Here is a 23,898-nt window from a genome sequence, read left to right on the forward strand (position 1 = left end):
TAAAAGTTTAGAAATGCAGGTTATTCCGGCTAGTTGGGGCTAAAATTGGGGCTAATAAAGCATTAAATGGCAGTGTATGTAAGAGAAATAAGGCAATACAAAAAGCGTCTCTAATCGAGAAGTGCGGTATATCCAGGCTTTGCTGAATTTAAGGGTGTTATTTCTTTAACGGGAATTTACTATTTTCCACTTGATTGTGTTAGCAAAACGTTAGCATTGCGAAATTTTTTTTCGCAAGTCTTGTTTTACAATATACTCAAAAAGGGGGGAATGAATATTCTCCTTTTTCATTCCCCTTCCTCTTTCTATTCAGTTCAATGCCATTAAACTCTTAAACTACGATCGATTACGCTAGAGAATCCCTCTTATTTTAGGAATTTTATAAGATTAGAGAAAGAAGCTACTAGGTCTTGATAGTATCCAATCATTTTATCCATTAAAGAGATTTGGTTGGATTCCTTTTCTACCTCATTTTGACTCATTGGTTCTCTATCAGTAGCCAAACTTACTTCTTCATTTACTGTTTGTAAAGGCTCCTCAAGATCTGATACTGTATTTTCCACTGATTCTACGGTTTCTTGCTCTGGTGTTTCTACATCAGAAGGTTGATCTTCATTTTCTACAGCCACTGGACTTTCTAAATTAACGTCAATATCATTTGTTAGAACTTTATTTGCGTTATCAACAGAGATGTCTCGGGATATATCTGTCTCTAAAGTTGGTGTATCTGTTTCACCAGCATCAGCAGATATATCGGATACTACATCAATTGCAACAACGTTTTCAGGTTCTTCACTTGTTTGAGCTAATTTTTGTTCTATAAGAGTTTGATAGTATCCAATAACACTTTGATAGCCATCACCGATAAATTGATAAGTTTCATTTACCCATGTACTAAAGTCATTTTCTTGATTTTGTGAACCCTCTACTTGACCGTCTTCATCTGTTGGTGCTTTTGTTTCTTCAGCTACGTCTTCTTCAACTGCTTCTGTACCATCCTCTACTTGGCCAACTTCAGCTGTTGGTGCTTCTATTTCTTCAGCTGTTCCTTCTTCTTCAGCTGCTACGTCCTCTTCAACTGCTTCTGTACCATCTTCTACTTGGCCAACTTCAGCTGTCGGAGCTTCTATTTCTTCCACTGTTCCTTCTTCAGCTACTATTGCATCATCTTCTAATTGGCAATCTTCTGTTGTTGGTGCTTCTGCTTCTTCAGCTACGTTTTCTTCAACTGCTTCTGTACCATCTTCTAATTGGCCAACTTCAGATGTAGGTGCTTCTGTTTCTTCAGCTGTCCCTTCTTCTTCAACTGCTATTGCATCATCTTCTACTTGGCCAACTTCAGATGTAGGTGCTTCTGTTTCTTCAGCTGCTACGTCTTCTTCAACTGCTTCTGTACCATCTTCTACTTGGCCAACTTCAGCTGTTGGTGCTTCTGTTTCTTCAGCTGCTACGTCTTCTTCAACTGCATCTGTACCATCTTCTACTTGGCCAACTTCAGCTGTTCCTTCTTCTTCAGCTACTGTATCATCACTTATTTCGCCTTCTTGTTTCACATCATGATTTGTTTCATCTATATTATCATTATCTGGATCTTCATTAGCTGTGCCGGAATTAACTTGAGCTAGTTTGCTAACTAGTTTACCTTTTTCAGGAGATCCTGATAAACTTTTCGCTAATGCAGATACTTCCTGACCATGATTTTTCACTTGTTCAATAACTTCCGGATTAACGCCCTTTGCATCAAGCTCTGCTGCAGAGATAGGTGCACCAGCTACTAAAAAGGTTGCAGCCATTATTGATGTTGACATCACTAGTGGCGCTACTTTCTTCGACAAATTTTTGTTTGTTTTCTTAGAATCCATTTGTTTTTTATTCATTACTTGATCTCTCCTAATTCGCATTTTTTTCTACTGATAGGATGGATTTTTCATAAATTCCGTTATTTAACTTTTCACCTCCTATCAACCTAAGTAAGATTATTACTCAAATTTTCCGGCAGTACCATCATCTGCCTGAATTGAATATACCAAAGCATTGTTACCATTTTGTGTTACTCTGATTAAAAAAAATGACGCTTCCATTACGTATTTGTAGAATTTTGCAATATATGAAATAATATTTAAAGTCCAAAAAACTCTATTCTAAAAAAATAATTATGCTTTCATATTTGTACTCTCTGGTATTTCAAGTCTTTTCCCACCACATAATATCTGATTAAATTGTCCAATTTTACTTTACAAATAAAACTAGAAAGTAAAAATTATCAAAAAAATATAACGAATATTTTATAAATGTTTATATTCAATCATCTGATTGCATGCCTGTAGTTTTCAAAAACAAGGGTATTCACCCCGTTAATAGTTTTACTCTGCAAAGAGTATTAAGCCCTAAAACCTTTTTATTTCAAGGTTCTAGGGCTTTTTTGAGTATTTTTTATTTTAAAAAACAAACGCTCGATTTAAGTGCACCTTGCCATTAAATATATAGAAAAAAAGACTGTTGCAAACTCGAATTTCATCGAGTTTTTCAACAGTCTAAGCTTCTAAATATATAAGTTTGTATGCTCTCCCATACTTTATAAACAACCTAATAAAGAGAACTATTTCGAAAAGTGATTAATTTATATCCATCTTCATACCTTCGATTAAATCAAGTAATCGTTGTTTAGCGACATCTGTTTCTTCTTTCAAAGCAGTGAAGGTATAGCCAGACTTATCTTCATTAACCTGAACTTCTAATAAATCCCCTACTTTTGCATTTATCGTAAACTTATTTTTTAATATTACAAGTTTATTTGTTTTATTATCTTTTTCTAAAAGAACAACAAAAAAATCATCGAAACGATCAACTACGTATCTATTTGAACCCATCACGAACAGCCCCCGACCAAAATAATAAAAATATACTAAAATTAAATAATTTAATTTGTAGAAAGTTTGTTTATCTATATTATTCTATACTATTTCTTACTCATTTTTCATCTAATTATGATTAATTTTTATATTTTTTTAATTTTTTCATGACTATATGTCTATTTTGTGGAAACACTAAGAAATGAAATAGGCAAAAAAGGAGGATATACTTTGAAAAACAAAGGTATGAATCATTCACCGAATAGAAAGTCAAACGAAAATGGAGTCAGCGCAAGGTATACTGAACCCGAAAAGTTAAGTGAAAATGAGAAGAGAACTCTTCAAGTTAAAGATGGTCAACATAATCACCATGTCGACGAACGCGGTGGAGCTTTCTAGCATTACCATAAAGTAAAAATAAATAGCTACTTCCCCATTTCAAGGGAAGTAGCTATTTATATTAAACAAACTTAATCATTTTGTAGTTTTTCTTTCCTCGACGAATAATCATAAATTCATCTTCTAAACGATCATTTTCCCCTACTTCATAAGATACATCCGTCACTTTTTCACCATTTATAGATATAGCACCGTTTGCAACATCTTCTCGCGCTTGTCTTTTCGAAGGAGACACATTTGCTTCGACGATAAAATCCACAATATTTTTGCCATCTTTTGTCATCTCAACTGATGGTACATCTTTAAAAGCATCTTTCATTTCTTCGGAAGATAGTTCTTTTAAATTTCCGCTAAACAATGCTTGGGAAATTCGAACAGCTTGGTCTAAAGCTTCTTGACCATGAATAAGACGAGTCATTTCTTCTGCTAGTGCAATTTGTGCTTTACGTAAATGAGGCTCATTTTCCACAGTCACCTGGAATGCTTCAATTTCTTTTCTTTCTAAAAACGTGAAAATTTTCATGTATTTTATAACATCTGAATCCGCTGTGTTAATCCAAAATTGATAAAACTCATACGGGGATGTCTTTTTTGCATCTAACCATACAGAACCAGAAGCAGATTTACCGAATTTAGTTCCATCTGCTTTTGTAACTAATGGAATAGTGATGCCGAATGCTTTAGTTTCCTCTTCATGGGTTTTACGAATCATTTCAAGACCTGTTGTTATATTCCCCCATTGGTCAGATCCACCAATTTGAACACGACAATTAAAGTGGTCAAATAAATGTTTGAAATCAATACCTTGTATTAACGTGTAGGTAAATTCAGTAAAAGAAAGACCTGTATCTAAGCGAGAAGCAATAGAATCTTTCCCCAACATATAGTTAATATTAATAAGCTTTCCAAAATCTCTTAAAAACTCAACTACCGTCATCGAGCCATTCCAATCATAGTTATTGACCATTTGAGCGCCATTCTCAGCTTGGAAATCAAAGATTTGTTCCATTTGGGCCTTAATACCTTGAACATTCCGATCAATTTGTTCAATTGTTTGAAGTTGGCGTTCTTCCGATCGACCAGATGGATCCCCAATCATGCCTGTTGCCCCACCCACTAAAAGAATCGGTCGATGCCCATGTAATTGAAATCTTCTTAGTGTAAGCAAAGGTACAATATGTCCAATATGCATACTATCTGCGGTTGGATCTACCCCGCAATATAAAGATATTTTTTCTTTGTTTAATAACTCTTCTAATCCCTCGGCATCTGTTTGTTGATATAAAAGTCCTCTCCAAGATAAATCCTCTAGTAATGCGTTTGTCAATTTAATCTCCTCCTTTAGAAAATAAAAAAAGTCCCTGCACGAAATTAATCATGCAGGGACGCTATATCAATTAGCGCGGTACCACCCAGCTTGAAGGAAAAACCCTTCCGCTTCAATCACGATATCGTTGTGAAAACGTTTAACTCCAAGCCTGTAATTCGTTTTTATACACTGACTAACTTTCACCAACCGTTAGCTCTCTAAACAGTATGTACAATAACTACTTCGGACTTTTCTTCGTTAAAATATATACCTATTTTACATAATATAAAACGTATGTCAATATCTATCGTCTATTGATAATCGGTTATGGTATAATAATTCTTGATTTGGGGGTCGAGCTAATGATGGATAAATGGATAAAGAAAATCCAATTTTACAAAGATAAACTGGATGATTGGCAATCAACTAAATGGGCTAAAGGACTACGTATTTCAACCGGCGTTATTTGGAATTTATGCTTACTTTTCATAATTATAGGTGTTACGTTTGGAATCTTTGCTGTATCAGTTGGAGCTGGCTATTTTGCTTCGTTAGTAAAAGAGGAACCATTACGTAGTAAAGAAGAAATGAGAGAAGATGTGTTTAACTATGAAGAAACCTCTGAAATTTATTTTGCAGGAGATGTATATCTCGGTAAGTTAAGGACGGATCTTGAGCGCACTGAAACTAAATTATCCTCCATTTCACCATATGTTTTGGATGCTGTTTTGGCTACAGAAGATGAATACTTCGAAGTACATAATGGGATAGTTCCTAAAGCAATTATCCGTGGATTGCTTCAAGATGTAACAAACTCCGATACAAAAACAGGTGGTTCTACTTTAACGCAACAATTAATTAAAAACCAAATATTAACAAACGAAGTTTCCTATGAACGAAAAGCAAAAGAAATTCTTTTAGCAATGCGTTTAGAACATTTTATGACAAAAGATGAAATATTAGAAACTTACTTGAACATTATTCCTTATGGTCGAAATGCAAACGGAAGAAACATTGCAGGCATTGAGACAGCAGCTAACGGAATATTTAACGTAAAAGCGAAAGATTTAACACTACCTCAAGCAGCATATATTGCTGGAATTCCGCAATCACCATTCGCATATACACCTTTTAGAAAAGGCGGAGTTTTAAAAGAAGGGAAAGCATTACAACCCGGTATTGAACGGATGAAGACTGTTTTATTCAGAATGAAAGAAACAGGATATATCACCGAAGAAGAATACAACTCTGTAAAAGATTATGATATTACGAAAGATTTTAGACAACCAGAGATAGTGCCAGAAGAAAAGTATCCTTGGCTAACTTTTGAAATTGAAAATCGTGTTAAAGAAATACTAAGAGAACAATTTGCTTCTGCAGATGGAATTGATCCAGAACGATTGAAAAATGAATCTAAGCTCTATGAAAAATATGATATTATTGCAAAACGTGCTGTAAGTACAGGCGGTTACCGAATTCATACAACCATAAATAAAGAAATGTATGAAGCGATGATTAAAGTTAAAGATAATTTTGATAGCTATGGACATACGTACACGAAAGAAGTGAAAGACCCAAACACTGGCGAAATTATTAAACAAGATTTTCCAGTGCAAGTTGGAAGTATGATGATTGAAAATGGAACTGGTAAAATATTAGCCTTCTTAGGTGGACGAGACTATAATTTAGAACAATATAATCATGCAACCCAATCTGTTCGTCCAATCGGTTCAACAATAAAGCCTTTACTTGTATATGCTCCAGCAATTGAATATGGGGTCATTGGTGCCGGAAGCCCTGTTGTCGATGTGAAACTAGAAAATTTAGGCAGTACAACATGGAAAGAATCACCATCGAATTATACGAAAGATCAAGAAAGAGGTATTATTTCAGCACGTGATGCATTAAAAACATCACAAAACTTATCTACTATTCGTTTGTATGATTTAATTATGGATAGAAAACCAACAGACTTTTTGCTCAAAATGGGCTTTGAACATATTGGGGAAACCGAATACGCACATCATGCTTTGGCTATAGGTGGGATGGACAACGGTGCAACTGTAGAAGAAAACACAAATGCATTTGGAACCTTTGCAAATAATGGTCAATTTATCGATGCTTATATGATCGAAAAAATTGAAGATGTTCATGGGAATGTCATCTATCAACATAAAATTGAACCAGTGCAAGTATTCAGTCCTGCAACTGCTTATATTATTACAGATATGCTTCGGGATGTACTATCAGGTGGGACAGCATCCCTTGCCAATTCGAGATTAAAATTTAAATCTGATTTTGCAGCTAAAACTGGGACAACACAGAATCATAATGATTCTTGGCTTGTTGGATATAATCCAAATGTTTCTCTTGGTGTATGGCTTGGTTATGATGATAACCAATTATCCTTATTCTATATGAATAATCGTTATAATCATCCAAGCGTTCGAGTGAATATGCTTTGGTCCAATATGATGAATGCCATGTATGATGTGAACCCAGAGCTAGTGGATGCTCCAAATCCTTTCCCGGTTCCAAAGGGAGTTGTTACAAAATCTTTTTGTGGTATATCTGGACTGGCCACATCAGATGCCTGTGCTCAAGCAGGTTTAGTCAAATCAGACTTATTTAACGAAGCTGCAATGCTTCCAACTGCCCCAGATGATAGTTTAATATCATCATCTTATGTAGTTATTAATGGAAATAGATATCGCTCCTTAGACTCTACTCCAAGTGAATTCGTAGTAAAAGGTGGATTTGGAGTGAACGAAGAATTTATCAAACGAATGCTTGGTAAATTTGGAGGAAATGCAAGTAAACTATTTCCTGAGAACTCTACTTTTTCTGGAAATGTAGTATCTGAAGAAGTATTTAAAGCAGATGGTAGTCCTCCTTTAGCTGTTACGGCTTCATTAAGTGGAAAAACATTGACATGGACGAATTCGGATTCTACTGACGTTGTTGGATATCGAATATTCCAAGTAGTAAACGGTGAAAGAGTACTAGCTGCTTCTAAACTAGAAGCTGAAACATATAGTTATCAAATTAACGGTACAGGTCAATATATCGTTGTAGCAGTAGATATTACAGGATTACAATCTGGAGCTTCTAATATTGTTTCAATAGAAGAGAAAAAACCTGAGCCACCAACTGACATAATTACACCACCAACTAATTCAGGTGAAGGGGATAAACCAACTCATCCAGAAAATGAAGAGGAAACTGGTGATGATTAATAGTTAAGTTAAATCCTTATTTTTAGAAATGAAAAGCCACAGCTTCCTGATTTTTAGGTCGCTGTGGCTTTTTTTTAGTCTTCCATCGTTGACAAGTCCCCTGTTGGTAATTTTAATTCCCAGGCTTTTAATACTCGTCTCATAATTTTTCCGCTTCGGGTTTTTGGTAACTTATCTTTAAATTCTATTTCTCTAGGTGCAGCATGAGCTGCAAGCCCCTTCTTAACAAATTGCTGAATGTCTATAATTAGTTCTTCAGAAGGTTCATACCCTTCATTCAATGCGACGAATGCTTTAATAATTTCTCCTCGAACAGGATCGGGTTTACCGATTACACCAGCTTCTAAAATAGCAGGATGTTCTAGTAGCTTGCTTTCCACTTCAAATGGACCTACTCGTTCCCCAGAAGTCATGATAACATCATCTACTCTTCCTTGGAACCAATAATAACCTTCATCATCCATATAAGCCGAGTCTCCGGAGAAATACCATTCATCATTCATAAAAGTTGACTCGTATTTTTCTTTGTTATTCCAAATTTGACGCATCATAGATGGCCAGCCCTTTTTAATCGCCAAATTCCCCATGGTGAATGGAGGAACAACATTTCCTTGATTATCTATAATGGCTGCTTCCAAACCTGGCAAAGGTTTCCCCATCGAACCAGGTTTAATCGGTAAGCACGCGTAGTTACAGATCATTTGTGCACCTGTTTCAGTCATCCACCAAGTATCATGAATTCTTTTATTAAATACATGCATTCCCCATTTAATCACTTCTGGATTTAACGGTTCTCCAACTGATAAAATATGACGTAACGAAGATAAATCATGTTTTTTAACAACCGCATCACCGGCCCCCATTAACATTCGGAATGCAGTTGGAGCACTATACCAAACAGTTACACGGTATTCATCAATCGCATTATACCATGCATCAGGTGAAAATCGACCGCCAAGTACAAGGGAAGTCGTTCCTGCAAGCCATGGACCAAATATTCCATAAGAGGTTCCGGTAACCCACCCTGGATCTGCTGTACACCAATAGATATCTTCATCTCTAATATCCATTACCCATTTCATCGATTGATATTGTTGAACCATAGCATAATGCACATGTAAAATGCCTTTCGGTTTCCCGGTTGAACCAGATGTATAATGTAAGATTAGTCCATCTTCTTTACCTACCCATTCTATTTCAAAAGATTCAGATGCTTGAACTAATGATTTATTAAAATCTATAAACTTATCAGATTCCTCTATATTTTCCCCAACTAAAAAAACTGTTTCTAGATTCGGTAATTTATCTAACGGGATTCTATTAAGCAACTCAGGTGTAGTAACGATGGCTTTCGCTTCGCTATCTAGTAAGCGGTCATAAACAGCACCTTCCATAAATGCCTCAAAAAGCGGTCCTACGATAACGCCCATTTTGACTGCACCCAGAAGTGAAAAATATAATTCTGGCGACCTAGGCATAAAGATAAAAAGACGATCTCCTTTTGCAAGACTAGAGTTTTGTTTAAAAGCATTTGCTGCTTTATTGCTCATCTTTTTCATATCAAGGAATGTATAAGATTCTTTCCTATCAGCATCTTGGTAGTATAGTGCAACTTTATCTTTTCTATAAGACTCTGCATGTCTATCTATAGCTTCAAAGGCCATATTGACTTTTCCAGTCTCATACCAAGAAAAAGTCTTCTCAGTATCTTCCCATTGAAAGCTTTTTACAGTTCCATCATAGTCCTTTAATTGATAGTCACCTTGTACCACTGGCAATATTTCAATTTTCATCCTCTTCACCCTTTCGATAAATATACTCTTTTATTCTACAATACTTTTTTACATTTTTGCTAATCTTTTTACTTTTTAGAATGTTTCATTACATTTATTTAGGAAACCGCATTCATTCATAAAATATCATGTATAATAGTTATAATTGGAATATTTTTATAGGTGGTGAATTCGTGATACACAACAAAATGTATAATGTAGTGGAATTACAAACAAATCATGGCGCCGTTATTGTCGAAGGACCTGTTCATTGGGAGGTATTGGCCAATTTAGATTTCCATGAAGATTTGGTTGCTTTTCGAGCACCGGCTCAACAGCATAAAGCCATTATTGACATAGCCAAACTGCCTGAAGGAAGAATTATAATTGCACGTGATCAACAAACTATCGTAGGATACTGTACATTTCTCCATCCCGATCCACTGGAACGTTGGTCACAAGGGAATATGGAAAATTTAATCGAACTTGGTGCCATTGAGGTAATTCCAAAGTATCGTGGAACGGGAGTAGGGAAAACACTTTTACGAGTTTCTATGATGGACGATATGATGGAAGATTATATAACAATCACAACAGAATACTATTGGCATTGGGATTTAAAAGGAACGGGCTTAAATGTGTGGGAATATCGAAAAGTAATGGAGAAAATGATGCAGGCTGGTGGATTAGATTACTTTGCAACAGATGATCCAGAGATTAGTTCCCATCCTGCAAATTGTCTCATGGCTAAAATAGGTAGCAGAGTAGATGTTGAGTCCATTCAACAGTTTGATCAGTTACGCTTTATGAATCGATATATGTATTAATACCAAAGAGAAGGCAAATAGAAAAGGAGATCATTTCAATGATTGTAGAAGAAATAATGAATACATCTGTTCCAACATTAACACCTTCCCATACAATTAATGATGCATTACTACTTTTAAAAGAGAAAAAAATACGCCATTTACCAATTATCAATGAGCAACGTGAAGTTGTTGGAGTGGTAACGGATAGAGACTTAAAAGAAGCAACCCCCTCCTCTCTACTAAACATTAAAAATCCAGAAATTTATGAACGCCCATTAGGACTAATAATGACCAAAAATCCAATAACAGGTCATCCATTAGATTTCGTGGAAGAAACAGCCAATATTTTTTATGACAATCGTATTGGATGTTTGCCCATTGTTAGCCAAGGTAAACTAGTAGGTATGATTACTGAATCTGACCTACTATATAAATTTATTGAACTAACTGGAGCACATCAGCCTGGATCTCAAATCGAAGTTCGTGTTCCAAATCAACCAGGAGTATTGTTTGAAGTATCTAAAGTTTTCTATGAACAGAAAATGAACGTACTAAGTGTTCTAGTGTATCCCGATAAAATTCGAAGCGATTACAAAATATTAGTATTGCGTGTAAAAACGATGAATCCTCTCAAACTAATAGAAGCTATAAGAGCAGAGGGTTTCGAAGTTTTATGGCCAAATCATCCAGGAATAAATATATGAATAATAATGCAGTGTTTATCTTTTCAGAAGATCAGTTAGGCTATAAATTTTCGGATACACATCCTTTTAATCAAAAACGGTTAACATTAACAGTTGACCTACTAAGAGAAATGAACGCTTTACAATCATCGGATATAGTAGCACCTAGGACAGCAACGGACGAGGAATTATGCTTAGCACATGATCCCCAATATATTGAAATTGTAAAAAAAGCAAGTTTAGAAACTATTGAAACGAGTATATATGAAAGCTATGGAATTGGTACAGAGGATACTCCGATCTTCCCACATATGCATGAAGCAAGCGCTAGTCTTGTTGGAGGAACCCTAACTGCAGTTGACTACGTCATGGAAGGAAAATCATCTCACGCAATTAATTTAGGTGGTGGTCTTCATCATGGTTTTAAAGGTCGAGCCTCAGGTTTCTGTGTTTACAATGATAGTTCAGTAGCAATTAAATATATGCAACGAAAATACAATGCTCGCGTTCTATACATAGACACAGATGCTCATCACGGAGATGGTGTGCAATGGAGCTTTTATGACGACCCCAATGTCTGTACTATCTCACTTCATGAGACAGGAAGATATCTCTTTCCTGGTACAGGTAATATAACCGAAAGAGGAACTGGGGAAGGTTATGGTACATCCTTTAACTTTCCAATGGATGCTTTCACAGAAGATGATTCATTCTTGGAAATTTATCGTACGGCATTTAAAGAGATCATAGAGGCTTTTAAACCAGATGTCATCTTAAGTCAAAATGGTGCAGATGCACATTATTTCGATCCATTGACGCATTTATATGGAACAATGAACCTATATCAAGAAATCCCGAAACTGGCGCATGAACTGGCGCATAAATATTGTGATGGAAAATGGATTGCTGTAGGCGGTGGTGGATATGATATTTGGAGAGTAGTACCTCGCGCTTGGTCCTTACTTTGGATGGAAATGAATGATATAAAGACTCCTAAAGGAGAATTGCCGAAAGCTTGGCTAGATCGTTGGTCTAAAGAAGCACCTATCCCTTTTATTCCAACTTGGATGGACCCAAATCCACTATATGAACCAATCCCTCGAAAAGCAGAAATTACGGAGAAAAATAAACAAATGCTTAATAAATCGTTACACTTACTTCGTCAACAGGAAGCATATAAAAACGACCAGTAACCTTAGCTACTGGTCGTTTTATCATTTAACAGAATCCCTTTCCTCTATCCTATAAGGAAGAATTACCGTTTGTTCATCTATCTTTTCTTTGTTCATAAACTTTGTCAACAATCTCATCGATACTGCTCCAATATCATATAAAGGCAGTACGACACTTGTTAATTGAGGTCTTACCATTCGAGCAAGTTTGGAGTTTTCAAAACTAATGACTTCGATATCTTCAGGAACTTTTAATCCATTATCTTGAGCTCCATGGATTAAACCAATGGCTATTTCATCATTTCCAGCAAAAAATGCCGTTGGGGGATTTTTCAGCTCACTTAGCTTTCTCCAAGCTAGTAGCCCGTCATCATACGTATTATCAATTCCTACTATTAACTCTGGGTCAATTTCTATATTAGATGCTTCTAATGCCTTTTTATAGCCTGATAACTTGAACAATTGATTTATTGTCGAGGACATCGACCCCGAAACAAATGCAATCCGTTTATGACCATTTTGAAGTAAGCGATTAACTGCATCAACAGCCGCTTCTTGATATTCGATATTAACAGAAGGAAAAGAGTTAGAAGTCTCAATTGTACCAGCTAACACAATAGGCACTTGCGATCTCTCCATCTCTCTAGTCATATCTTTTGTTACTTGATCACTCATCATGACTACTCCATCTACTTGCTTACTAAATAAAGTTGAAAGTAGCTGAACTTCTTTGTCTTCTTGTTGATCGGAGTTCGTTAAAATAATATTGTATCTGTACATCGTTGCAATATCTTCTATACCTCTTACAAGCTCTGCATAAAATACATTTGAAATATCTGGAATAATTACTCCAACAGTTTTAGTCTTTTTGCTGGCTAATCCCCTTGCAACTGCATTAGGTCTATAATCCAGTCGCTCTATAACTGCTAATACTTTTTGACGAGTTGCAGGTTTTACATTTTGGTTTCCATTTACTACACGTGAAACGGTTGCCATTGATACATTTGCTTCCCTTGCTACATCATATATTGTAATTGTCAACGCATAACCCTCCCTCACTACTATCAATATATATACTATATATAAATAATACTGTATGTACTCTATGATTTTCAATTATATAGTAAAACCGACTCTAGAAGAAGAGTCGGTTTTGTGGATTTTCTTTGTCTATTTCAGCTCCTTACCCCTTAATGTTGAATGAGGAAACTGAAAAAGAGTAATTCTAAAAAATTTGCTTATAAATACTTCCTACACGGATTTAGTGAGTAGTTACTATTAATGTTAATTGGAATTCTTCTTCAACTAAACAAGACTACTGCAAATTTATCCATTTATTTGTATTTTATTTATGCATGTACTTCATGTGTCTTCATGAATTTTTGTAACGAATCATAGAATTCGTCGAATTGCTTTAAATTCATTTGTTGAGCTGCATCAGATAAAGCAACTGCTGGATCAGGATGAACCTCTGCCATTACTCCATCTGCTCCAATAGCAATTGCAGCTTTAGCAGCAGGTAATAGAATATCTCTACGGCCAGTAGAATGAGTAACGTCAACAAATACAGGTAAATGTGTCTCTTGTTTCAATATTGGCACTGCCGAAATATCCAATGTATTTCTTGTAGCTCTTTCATACGTACGAATACCTCGTTCACATAAAATAATTTGATCATTACCTTGTGACATAATATATTCCGCAGCATGAATAAATTCATCTAATGTTGCAGCAATACCACGTTTTAATAATACTGGTTTATTGATGGAACCTACTGCTTTTAATAATTCAAAGTTTTGCATATTACGAGCACCAACTTGAACAACATCTACATAATCAAGTGCTTCGTCTAAATGGCCAGGAGTAACGATTTCAGACACTACCGCTAAGCCATATTCTTGTGAAATTTGTTTTAATATTTTTAAACCTTCTAGTCCAAGGCCTTGGAAATCATAAGGAGATGTACGTGGTTTGTAAGCCCCACCTCTTATAAGTTTTAATCCTTTTCCTTGAATTGCCGCAGCAACTTCTGCAACTTGAGTATATGATTCAACGGCACATGGACCAAATACAAAAGATGGTGTACCTGTACCAATTTTTTCACCATTAATCTCTACAATAGTATCTGCTGATTTCTTTTTCCGAGAAACAAGAAGTGCTTTCTTCTGATCATCCACTTGCAGTTCTAAAGCAGTTTTGAAAATTTCTTTAAAAATATGCTCTACTGTGGACTGCGGAAGCGGACCATCATTGTTCTCTTTTAAGTGATCTAGCATATTTCTTTCGCGAAGAGGATCATATCTATTAACACCTTGTTTTTCCTTCACTCTTCCAATTTCCTGAACCACTCCAGCTCTTTCATTAATCAACTGTAATATTTCTACATTGATTTCATCAACACGTGCGCGTAATCCTTCTAAATCTACTTGACTCATAGATATTTCTCCTCTCTTCTCTCCAACGATACTTTATATCAACTGAAGATTATGATACATTTTTAGATATAAGACATATTATAATCAATGCATACATGAATGTCACGCATTTTATTTTAACGCTTCAACTCGCTAAAGTATTTGATAATTAGAAAAGGGACGTGGGGGAATTTGTCATCCAAGTTATTTGCGCTTGATATTGGAACAAGATCTGTAGTTGGTATCATCTTAGAAGAACGCGATCAATCGTTTCATGTTGTCGACATATTAGTCGAGGAACATAAAGAACGAGCAATGGTTGATGGTCAAATACATAATGTTTTAAAAGTAGCCGAAGCTATTATATCCATTAAAACACAATTAGAAATAAAACACGGACCTCTAGAAAAAGTTAGCGTTGCTGCTGCCGGCCGGGCTTTAAAAACAGAACAAGCCTCTATTCAAATGGATATTAAAAACCGACCAATATTTTCGGAAGAGGACGTAAGTCGTCTAGAACTATCTGCAGTTCAAAAAGCTCAAACAAATTTAGTACAAAAAGATGTCGAAAAACAATCTAGTCATTATTATTGTGTTGGATATAGTGTATTATACTATCGACTTGATGGTGAAGAAATTGGAAGCTTAGTTGATCAACAAGGATCAGTGGCTTCAATCGAGGTAATCGCAACTTTCTTGCCGCGAGTAGTTGTAGAATCTTTATTATCCGCTTTAAAGAGAGCAAATTTAGAAATGGAAGCTTTGACTTTAGAACCGATTGCCGCTATTAATGTTTTAATACCAACGTCTATGCGGCGACTAAATGTCGCTCTTGTTGATATAGGCGCAGGAACGTCAGATATTGCAATCACAGATCATGGTACAGTAGTTGCATATGGTATGGTTCCAAATGCTGGAGACGAAATAACAGAAGCATTAAGCGATCATTATTTACTGGACTTTCCATTAGCAGAAGAAGCGAAGCGTGCTATTAACAAAAATGATTTTATACGTATTCAAGATATTTTGGGCTTCGATCAAAATATACCAAAAGATGAAGTCATTGAAGTTCTTAAGCCAGCAACTGTTGAATTGGCTACTTCTATTTCAAATGAAATTCTTCGTCTTAATAATAACAAACCAACTAAAGCAGTCATGCTTGTTGGAGGCGGAAGTTTGACTCCATCTCTTACTTCTATTCTTGCAGAAAAATTAGAGCTTCCTCCAAACCGAGTAGCTGTTCGTGGGATTGATGCTATTCAAAATATAACAAAAGAAGAACATATTCCAGTTACTCCCGAACTTGTAACACCTATTGGAATTGCCATTGCTGCAAAGCGAGCACCAATTCAATATATGTCAGTAGAAGTAAACAATCAAATCGTCCGATTATTTGAATTAAAAGAAATGACTGTAGGAGATGCACTTTTAGCTGCCAACATATCCGCAAGAAGATTATACGGAAAACCAGGCGCTGCACTTGCTGTTCAAGTAAATGGACGAGACATTTATATTCCTGGAGAACATGGGAAACCAGCTATTATTCAATTAAATGGTCAAGATGCAACCACTAAAACAATTATTAAAAGTAACGATAAAATTGAACTATTAGAAGGTCATGACGGAAAAGACGCGGAAGCAACTGTTAGAGATCTACTTGATGATGCATCAGTTAAAACCATAACATGTCAAGGAGTGATGCATATTGTAGAACCGATTGTAACGATCAACAATCAAAAAATGTCACTTGATACCTCTCTAAAAGAGAGAGATAAAATTACAGTGGAAACTCCACAAACAGTAGAACAAATATTACTCGCAATTCAGAAAGAGAACTATCTATTTAACTTAAACCCATTTACTATTACGATTAATAAAAAAAATCACTTTATTCCAGAGTTCACTTCATCTTTATTGTTAAATGAAAATCCGGTGAAACTTCAATACCCGGTTCAAGACAATGATATTATAGAAATCAAGGTAGCAAGCGCACCATCCCTACAACAAATTGCGGATCAAATAGATAGAAAGCTAGTTGATAGAATTAAAGTTATTTTTCAAAATGAAGAGATTGAATTATATAAAGAGTGTTCCATTGTTTCAAATGGAGAAATCATTATTACTCCTAAAGATAAAGTGCCAAATGGATCGATTCTTCAATGGCAAGATATAAATACTTCTTGTTGGATTTTTCAAGACGTATTTCGTTTTTCGGATTGGTCTTTGCCTGACACTAAAGGCTCATTTCAAATTTTGAAAAATGGTCAAGCATCTGGATTTGATGCCGAAATCTTCGGTGGAGATCAACTAGAGATAGTTTTTAATTAAGAAAAGAGCAAGTGACACGCACGTAGCTTAAGAGGGTACTGAAAAAGTCCAATCTTTTAAATTGACTCTGTTACTTTTGATTCCCGTTACAGGCGGACGCTTTCCGCTCCAATCAAGTAAATGATTCAAAATCAACCATTACATCTAGCATAAATTTAAGCGTTCCATATCTCGATTCAATCGAAATTTGGAACGCTTTTTGTTTTATAAAAAGAGTATCAATGTATGTAGGTGGTATCCATAATGATCTCCAATCAAGCTAATAATTCTATATAAATTTTAACATAAAAAACCATCTTCTTATTGATCTAAACTCGTATTTAGTACAATTAGTTTAACAAAAAAAGCATTAATCCTTCTTGGATTAACGCACCCCATTAGTTTAAGTACATTTCTTCGCAGACTTTGTTAATCTTATTGTTAATGATCAAGGGAGTAAAAATAGCGCTCCATCAATACAATGAACTCAATCCATCTTATTTCTTAGATAGTCCACAAACGTGATTTTTCCCATTCTTTGATTATCATTGGTGTTTTTACCATCCATGAATGATTTGTAAAGTTCCCCTGGTAAAGAAAAGCTTAGCACTTTATTCGTCTCATTATTAATCTTAATTTTCAGTTCAGCCATTTCTCTTAATGGCATTATATCTGGTCCACCAAAATCATCAGTTCTTCCTTGGGGACCTTTATCCACTAAACCAATTAAATGTTTGGCAAATTCACTTACATCGACACTTTGAAACTTAATGTTTCCAGGGATAATATATCTTTTAAAGAGAGGTTTGGATAAAAATAAATTTTCAACAAAGTTGTGGAACTGAGTTGCACGTACAATTGTATAAGGAATAGAACTATTCTTTAACAAATCTTCTGCTTCATATTTTTGCTTATAATATTTCAATGGTATTTCATTTATGCCGACAATTGAAGGATAAATAAAATGTTTTATATGTTGCATCTTTCTTAAAAACTCTTCAAAACCTGAAACCTCAACAATTTCTGAATTTTTAACTGGACTTGTTGCTGCGTGAATAATTACATCTACTCCTTTTACTGCTTCTTCTATACCTTCACCAGATAATAAGTCACTATAAACCCACTCGAAAGGTCCTGTATTTTCAGGTTTACTTCTCGAAGTTAATTTGACCTTATACTCAGAAATTGTTAGTTGATTTAGTAAAGCTGAACCTAGTAGTCCTGTTGAACCTGTCACCAATATCTTCAATTGCATCCCCCTTTATCTTTAAATTCTTCTTAATTAGTAATATTCACAGGTTATTTACTATATTCAACTAAAGACCCCGCACGAAGCGTAGAAAAGGGAAGGAAGGCTAATGGCGCCTCCTCCTGAGGCAACGCCTTCATGACCAACATCGTGTTGGCCCAGGAGGCTCGATGGTTCGTCCGCGGTAAGCGAGTATCTTTTTCCAGACTGAATTCTTCTTACTTTCTATTTTACAAAAATTGATTGTAGAAGATACAAATTCGGATACACTTTGCGGATTCATCCTATCTCCTCAAGTTCTATCGATCCTAGTAATATACTCCTTTTATGCAATCTAATATGTATCTATTTATAAAACCATTCAATACTGGATTTCAAGCAACTCAACTACAAGGAGTAAGCAAATATCTGCGCTTGGGTTTTTCTTAAAATCTACGTTTTAACATGAGCAATACTAAAAAAAGTGATAGCCCCTATGTCATTGTTCGACTTAAAGGACTACCACTTTTACTTAGTTATTTGAATTATTATTTACTACTGCATCTTTTATAGCTTCTGCAACTGCTGTTGAATCTTCCTCTTCGTCTTCATCTTTTTCGCGTGCTGTTTCCTCTTCTGTCGTATGAGAAATAGTTTCCATATAATCCATTGGCTCTTCCCCTTCTGACGATGCAGTACCATCATCTAGAGGAGAAGTTGGCATACCTTTAATAGATTTTACTTTCTCTACCAGCTGTCCTGATTGTTCTTGGATTTGTTTAGACAATTGAGTGGTCTTCTCTATTGCAGTAGATGATAAATCCTTTGTTTTGTCCTTTAAATGCCCAGCTTGAGTTGTGATATTTTCTCTTAGCTCGGTGCCAGTCTTTGGTGCTAATAATAATGCAGTAGCCGCACCAATAATACCACCTAAAAGCACTCCAATGATGAAATCTTTGCCAGTTACCTCGTCATCACGGTATATATTGTCTCTACTTTCGTTTTTGTAAGACTGTGGAGAATACTTCCCCTGCATTTGCTGGTTATACGATGACTGATTTTCATAATATTCATTATTGTGTTTTGAATCATTATAATTTGGTTTATTGTGATTATAATTGCTCATGTTATTTCCTCCAATAATTTATTATTTTTTTTTCGAATCGTATGTGTTGTATTCTGCTTCTTCTAGAGCTTTACGCTCTTTCCACTTGTCTCGAACACCAAGAAGAACATTACTCCATTGAATAACTTGTGCAATCTTCTCTTCGTTTTTTTCGACTTCCGATGAGACAGAAGAAGTAATTCGTTGTATAGAATAGTTTAATCCAGTAACAGAAGTTCCTACATTTTTTACTGCATCCACTACCGTGTTTAACTTCTCTGATTTCTTTTGAATATCTTCTGCTAATTCATTTGTTTTATGAAGAAGTTCCGCAGTTTCTTTCGTAACATTTTGTAAATTTGTATCTAGCCCTTCCAGTGTGTTCGCAACATTATTCAATGTCTTTTTCACAGAAAATAACGTAACTGCCAGGCTTATACAAAGTACTAAAAATGCAATTGCGGCTATAATAGCAGCTATGTATAAGAGATTTTCCATTGTGTATCCTCCTTCGGTTGTTATACAACATTTTTACCCTTTAATGAATAAAATTAAACTTCTTTCTATATAATACTATACTACGTTTCTTTCAAATATTCTTTAAATAAAAAAGCTTAATCCGAATTTGGATTAAGCTTTTTTTATTTAATCAGATAAGTAATTATACATTCTTTAATTAGTTTCTGTCTAGAAACAAGTTTTAAACAAGCTTTTCTTCAAATGCTTGTTGGTATTTTTGAACATCTCCTGCTCCCATAAATAAAAAGACTGCATTATCATAGTTGAGCAATTGATTTACATTTTCTTCAGTTAATATTTGACTTTCATCAATAATATCAGCTAATGTTTGAATAGTTAAGTCACCTGCATTTTCTCGCGCTGACCCAAAAATATCACATAAGAATACCTGATCTGATAGACTCAAACTCTCGCCAAATTCACTAAGAAATTTTTGTGTTCTCGTAAAAGTATGAGGTTGAAAAATAGAAATAATCTTTCTATTAGGATATTTTTGTCTTGCAGATTGAATCGTAGCCTTAATCTCTGTAGGATGATGAGCATAATCATCAATAATCATACGATCTCCGATTACCGATTCAGTAAAACGTCTTTTAACACCTTCAAAAGTTTCTAAACCCATTTGAATAATATCCGCAGGTACATCTTCGTAATGACATAGAGAAATTACAGCTAATGAATTTAGAACTGCATGATCACCGAACAAAGGAATAGAGAAACGGTGGTAAAATTCATTGCGAACAAAAACATCAAAAGAAGTACCTTCCGTTGTTTTTTCCAAGTTCCTTGCAGCAAAGTCATTTTGCTCGCCAAAACCATAATAAAGAACAGGGACTGGTGCTTTAATCTTTTGTAAATATGAATCATCCCCGCAAGCAATAATTCCCTTCTTCACTTGCATAGCCATCGATTGGAAAGCGTTAAACACATCTTCAATATCATGAAAATAATCTGGATGATCAAAATCGATATTTGTCATAATCGCATAGTCTGGATTGTAAGCTAAAAAATGTCGTCGATATTCACATGCTTCAAACACAAAATTTTCAGCATCCTTCATGCCTTTCCCCGTGCCATCTCCAATTAAAAACGAGGTGGGTTTGTACCCACTTAAAACATGAGAAAGCAATCCTGTTGTAGATGTTTTGCCATGTGCTCCAGTAACAGCCACTGAAGTAAACTGACTCATATAATTACCTAAAAATTCATGATATCGAATAATCGTCAAACCAAGTTCCTTCGCTCTAACTAACTCTGGATGGCTATCTGGGAATGCATTACCTGCTATAATGGTCATTCCTTCTTGAATGTTCGCTTCATCGAATAATAATACATTTATATTACGTTCATGTAATGGTTTCTCTGTGAAAAAATATTTTTCAATATCAGATCCTTGTACCTCGTTACCAACATCATGTAATATCTGTGCCAACGGGCTCATTCCAGACCCTTTAATGCCTGTAAAATGATACTTTGTCATACTTTGTAAACCTCCTGGGATTATCCCCATTTATATGCATATTCAAATAATAAATAGATTATTCCGCCTTAGTAGACGTATTCCCAATTATATCATTATTTAATCCTTAATATTAATAAACTATATTAACTAAAAATTTGTTCTAGATTATCGTCAGTAAGTAGCACTTCTCTAGCTTTACTTCCCTTTTGTTCTGTTATATATCCATTTTCATACATAGCATCTATTAGCCTCGCAGCTCGGTTATACCCTAGATGAAATTTGCGTTGTAATAAAGAAGTGGAAGCCGAACCCTGCTCTACGATAAACCGACATGCTTCTTCAAATAATTCATCTTGTTCTGTCACATTCTCAGCCTTTTGTAGCAATTCTTCCTGCTCAAACATATACTCTGGTGTTCCTTGAGATCTTGCATAATCGATGATATTCTCAATTTCTTCATCCGATACATATGTTCCCTGAATACGAACTGGACTTGACATGCCATTTCCTTGGTAAAGCATATCGCCTTTACCTAACAATCTTTCTGCTCCTTGTTGGTCTAGAATAGTTCTAGAATCAATTTGGGAAGAAACTGAAAAAGCAATTCTTGTAGGAATATTTGCTTTTATAAGCCCGGTTATAACATCGACAGATGGACGTTGTGTTGCTAATACTAAATGTATGCCGCAAGCTCTTGCCTTTTGTGCGATTCGACAAATAGCATCTTCTACTTCCGTAGGTGCCATCATCATCAAATCAGCAAGCTCATCAATTACGATAACAATAAACGGAAGTTTTTGTGCAAATTGTCGCTTTTCCGTTGCAAGGGAATTGTATCGATTAATATCTCTTACGCCAATATGTGCAAATAGTTGATAGCGTCGCTCCATCTCTTCTACTGCCCATTTTAAAGCAGCAGTTGCAGCTTTCACATCTGTAATAACCGGACTTACAAGATGAGGTATATGATTAAATGGGGCTAGTTCTACCATTTTTGGATCGATCAATAACAGTTTAACCTCTTCAGGACTGGCTTTATAAATTAGACTTACAAGCAGTGAATTAATAAATACAGATTTCCCTGAACCTGTCGCACCTGCTATTAATCCATGTGGCATTTTACGTAAATCAAGAGTCACTGGTTTACCTGTAAGATCAAGCCCTAGCGCAGCCTCCAGAGGAGAGTCTGATTCTAGAAAAACACTCGTATTAATTACTTCAGATAAACGAACAGCTCTTGACTTACGATTCGGGATCTCAATACCAATTGAGCTTTTCCCTGGTATTGGTGCCTGAATTCGAATATCTTTTGCAGCAAGAGCAAGTTTCAAATCATCTGCTAAATTACGAATCTTGCTTACTTTTGTTCCATGCCCTACAGTTAACTCGAATTGCGTTACTGCTGGACCTTGAAATGTCTGAATAATTTCACCAGCTACTTGGAAATGAGATAGTGCTTCCACAAGTGTTAATGCTTGCTCCTCCATCCATTCTTTATCTTCATTTTTCATTTCCGGTGGAAGTAAATAGCTAATATCTGGTCTTGTATACTCTAAGGAGCTATATTCTGGTTTTGATTCCGTTTCCTGCACTGTTATTTGGGACACGACCGGTTTTATCTCCGGCTGGTAGACCGGCATCTCTGTTACTAGTTTATTCATTTTTTCTTTATCTGATTTAAGCATTAATACATTAAAAGGTCTAATATTTTCTTTAGGTATATTTGGTTTTACTTCTGCCACTGGTTCTATAGGATTATCTTGTGCTTGTCCATCTGTAGTCTGAGATAGCAATTCTTTTTTCTCAATAGTTACTGTAGCAGGTGTCACTTTTTCTACTTCTTGTTTTGGTAATTCCGTAATTGCTAATTCCTTAAAGGTTTGTTCATTTTCTGTCACTTTACTTTCAACTGTTTCTTCCATTTTTTCTTTATCTGATTTGAGCATTAATGCATTAAACGGTCTTATATTTTCTTTAGGTATATTTGGTTTTACTTCTTCCACTGGTTCTATAGGACTGTCCTGTGCTTGTCCATCTGTATGCTGAGATAGCAAGCCTTTTTCCTCAATAGTTACTGTAGCAGTTGTCACTTTTTCTACTTCTTGTTTTGGTAATTCCGTAATTGCTAATTCCCTAAAGGTTTGTTCATTTTCATTTTCTGTCACTTTACTTTCAATTGTTTCTTCTATTATTTTTTCTTGTTTTCTTGAAAATCCAAAAACAGGTGAAGGCACTTGAGTTGGAGTAAACGCTTTTTTACGTGTTTCTTTCACAGGAGACTCAACTATTTCTTTTTTTGGCGCACAATGTACAATTGGCTCTTGCTTTCTTTTTTGCCATAACTCCTGTGTATGAAGAGGTTTATAAGGTTGCTCATCTCTTAATTGGTTATCTTTTACTGCTTGTCCTATATTTTTTTCTGTTTTTGGCTCACTATATATATTTTCATTTTTTTCTTCATCCGGTATTAAAGGAAAACGAAAAGGAGTTCTCGAGTTTGTACGTGTAACCAGTTCTTCATCTTGTTCTACTTCTACAATTTGTTCTTCTCTATTTTCAACATCATTTATTGCAAATAATTTTTTAAACCATTTCAAATTCATCACTCTTTCTAGATAGATACTATTTATT

The 23,898-nt window shown here is 35.3% G+C and carries 17 protein-coding genes and 1 other annotated feature; of the genes, 6 read left to right on the forward strand and 11 right to left on the reverse strand.

Features of this window, described 5'->3' with window-relative positions; all coding sequences use genetic code 11:
- Positions 1–365 precede the first annotated feature (365 nt).
- Complete coding sequence (locus tag ACFVR1_RS16570; RefSeq protein WP_387585610.1) at positions 366–1,877, reverse strand: prolipoprotein diacylglyceryl transferase; 1,512 nt, start codon at positions 1,875–1,877, stop codon at positions 366–368.
- Between the two features lie 738 nt (positions 1,878–2,615).
- Positions 2,616–2,870 (reverse strand): DUF3006 domain-containing protein, encoded by a 255-nt coding sequence (locus ACFVR1_RS16575; protein WP_387585611.1) that lies wholly within the window; start codon positions 2,868–2,870, stop codon positions 2,616–2,618.
- A gap of 213 nt (positions 2,871–3,083) precedes the next feature.
- Between ACFVR1_RS16575 and ACFVR1_RS16580 the strand changes: the two genes are divergently transcribed.
- Positions 3,084–3,251, forward strand: a complete 168-nt coding sequence (locus ACFVR1_RS16580) for a hypothetical protein (RefSeq protein ID WP_387585613.1) — start codon at positions 3,084–3,086, stop codon at positions 3,249–3,251.
- A gap of 61 nt (positions 3,252–3,312) precedes the next feature.
- Here ACFVR1_RS16580 and tyrS read toward each other — a convergent pair whose 3' ends face one another.
- The gene (tyrS, locus tag ACFVR1_RS16585) at positions 3,313–4,578 is read right to left on the reverse strand and encodes a tyrosine--tRNA ligase (protein WP_387585615.1); all 1,266 of its coding nucleotides are present in this window, start codon (positions 4,576–4,578) and stop codon (positions 3,313–3,315) included.
- Positions 4,579–4,629: 51 nt separating this feature from the next.
- Positions 4,630–4,825: a binding site (T-box leader), on the reverse strand.
- 100 nt (positions 4,826–4,925) lie between these two features.
- On the opposite strand from tyrS, the gene ACFVR1_RS16590 reads away from it, so the two are divergent.
- Complete coding sequence (locus ACFVR1_RS16590; RefSeq protein WP_387585723.1) at positions 4,926–7,796, forward strand: transglycosylase domain-containing protein; 2,871 nt, start codon at positions 4,926–4,928, stop codon at positions 7,794–7,796.
- Positions 7,797–7,870: 74 nt separating this feature from the next.
- On the opposite strand, the gene acsA is transcribed toward ACFVR1_RS16590, so the two are convergent.
- Entirely contained in the window at positions 7,871–9,589 is a 1,719-nt protein-coding gene (gene acsA / locus ACFVR1_RS16595) for an acetate--CoA ligase (RefSeq protein ID WP_387585617.1), read from the reverse strand.
- Positions 9,590–9,762: 173 nt separating this feature from the next.
- Between acsA and ACFVR1_RS16600 the strand changes: the two genes are divergently transcribed.
- From ACFVR1_RS16600 to ACFVR1_RS16610, 3 genes are read left to right on the forward strand one after another with little or no spacing between them, the layout of a single operon-like run.
- Positions 9,763–10,395, forward strand: a complete 633-nt coding sequence (locus ACFVR1_RS16600; RefSeq protein ID WP_387585618.1) for a GNAT family N-acetyltransferase — start codon at positions 9,763–9,765, stop codon at positions 10,393–10,395.
- Positions 10,396–10,433: 38 nt separating this feature from the next.
- The gene (locus ACFVR1_RS16605) at positions 10,434–11,081 is read left to right on the forward strand and encodes an acetoin utilization AcuB family protein (protein ID WP_387585619.1); all 648 of its coding nucleotides are present in this window, start codon (positions 10,434–10,436) and stop codon (positions 11,079–11,081) included.
- Positions 11,051–12,253 (forward strand): acetoin utilization protein AcuC, encoded by a 1,203-nt coding sequence (locus tag ACFVR1_RS16610; protein WP_387585621.1) that lies wholly within the window; start codon positions 11,051–11,053, stop codon positions 12,251–12,253. The genes ACFVR1_RS16605 and ACFVR1_RS16610 overlap by 31 nt, the downstream gene beginning before the upstream one ends.
- A 21-nt stretch (positions 12,254–12,274) precedes the next feature.
- On the opposite strand, the gene ccpA is transcribed toward ACFVR1_RS16610, so the two are convergent.
- The gene (gene ccpA / locus ACFVR1_RS16615; protein WP_387585622.1) at positions 12,275–13,273 is read right to left on the reverse strand and encodes a catabolite control protein A; all 999 of its coding nucleotides are present in this window, start codon (positions 13,271–13,273) and stop codon (positions 12,275–12,277) included.
- A gap of 308 nt (positions 13,274–13,581) precedes the next feature.
- A complete protein-coding gene (locus ACFVR1_RS16620) occupies positions 13,582–14,667 on the reverse strand; it encodes a bifunctional 3-deoxy-7-phosphoheptulonate synthase/chorismate mutase (protein WP_387585624.1) in 1,086 nt (361 codons plus the stop codon).
- 171 nt (positions 14,668–14,838) lie between these two features.
- Between ACFVR1_RS16620 and ACFVR1_RS16625 the strand changes: the two genes are divergently transcribed.
- Positions 14,839–16,974 carry a cell division protein FtsA gene (locus ACFVR1_RS16625; RefSeq protein ID WP_387585626.1) on the forward strand — a complete coding sequence of 712 codons (2,136 nt, stop codon included), beginning with the start codon at positions 14,839–14,841 and terminating at the stop codon, positions 16,972–16,974.
- Between the two features lie 466 nt (positions 16,975–17,440).
- Here the strand turns inward: ACFVR1_RS16625 and ACFVR1_RS16630 are convergent, their stop codons facing one another.
- The 5 genes from ACFVR1_RS16630 to ACFVR1_RS16650 form a co-directional block, all read right to left on the reverse strand.
- Positions 17,441–18,202: an SDR family oxidoreductase gene (locus ACFVR1_RS16630; RefSeq protein WP_387585628.1), complete on the reverse strand. Its 762-nt coding sequence runs from the start codon at positions 18,200–18,202 to the stop codon at positions 17,441–17,443.
- A 511-nt stretch (positions 18,203–18,713) separates the two neighbouring features.
- Positions 18,714–19,307, reverse strand: a complete 594-nt coding sequence (locus ACFVR1_RS16635; RefSeq protein WP_387585629.1) for a YtxH domain-containing protein — start codon at positions 19,305–19,307, stop codon at positions 18,714–18,716.
- Positions 19,308–19,328: 21 nt separating this feature from the next.
- The gene (locus ACFVR1_RS16640) at positions 19,329–19,784 is read right to left on the reverse strand and encodes a DUF948 domain-containing protein (protein WP_387585630.1); all 456 of its coding nucleotides are present in this window, start codon (positions 19,782–19,784) and stop codon (positions 19,329–19,331) included.
- A gap of 202 nt (positions 19,785–19,986) precedes the next feature.
- Positions 19,987–21,285: a UDP-N-acetylmuramate--L-alanine ligase gene (gene murC / locus ACFVR1_RS16645; protein ID WP_387585631.1), complete on the reverse strand. Its 1,299-nt coding sequence runs from the start codon at positions 21,283–21,285 to the stop codon at positions 19,987–19,989.
- Positions 21,286–21,410: 125 nt separating this feature from the next.
- The gene (locus ACFVR1_RS16650) at positions 21,411–23,864 is read right to left on the reverse strand and encodes a DNA translocase FtsK (protein WP_387585632.1); all 2,454 of its coding nucleotides are present in this window, start codon (positions 23,862–23,864) and stop codon (positions 21,411–21,413) included.
- Between the last annotated feature and the right edge of the window lie 34 nt (positions 23,865–23,898).

The organism is Psychrobacillus sp. NPDC058041 (genome assembly GCF_042885655.1).
Taxonomy (GTDB): Bacteria; Bacillota; Bacilli; order Bacillales_A; family Planococcaceae; genus Psychrobacillus.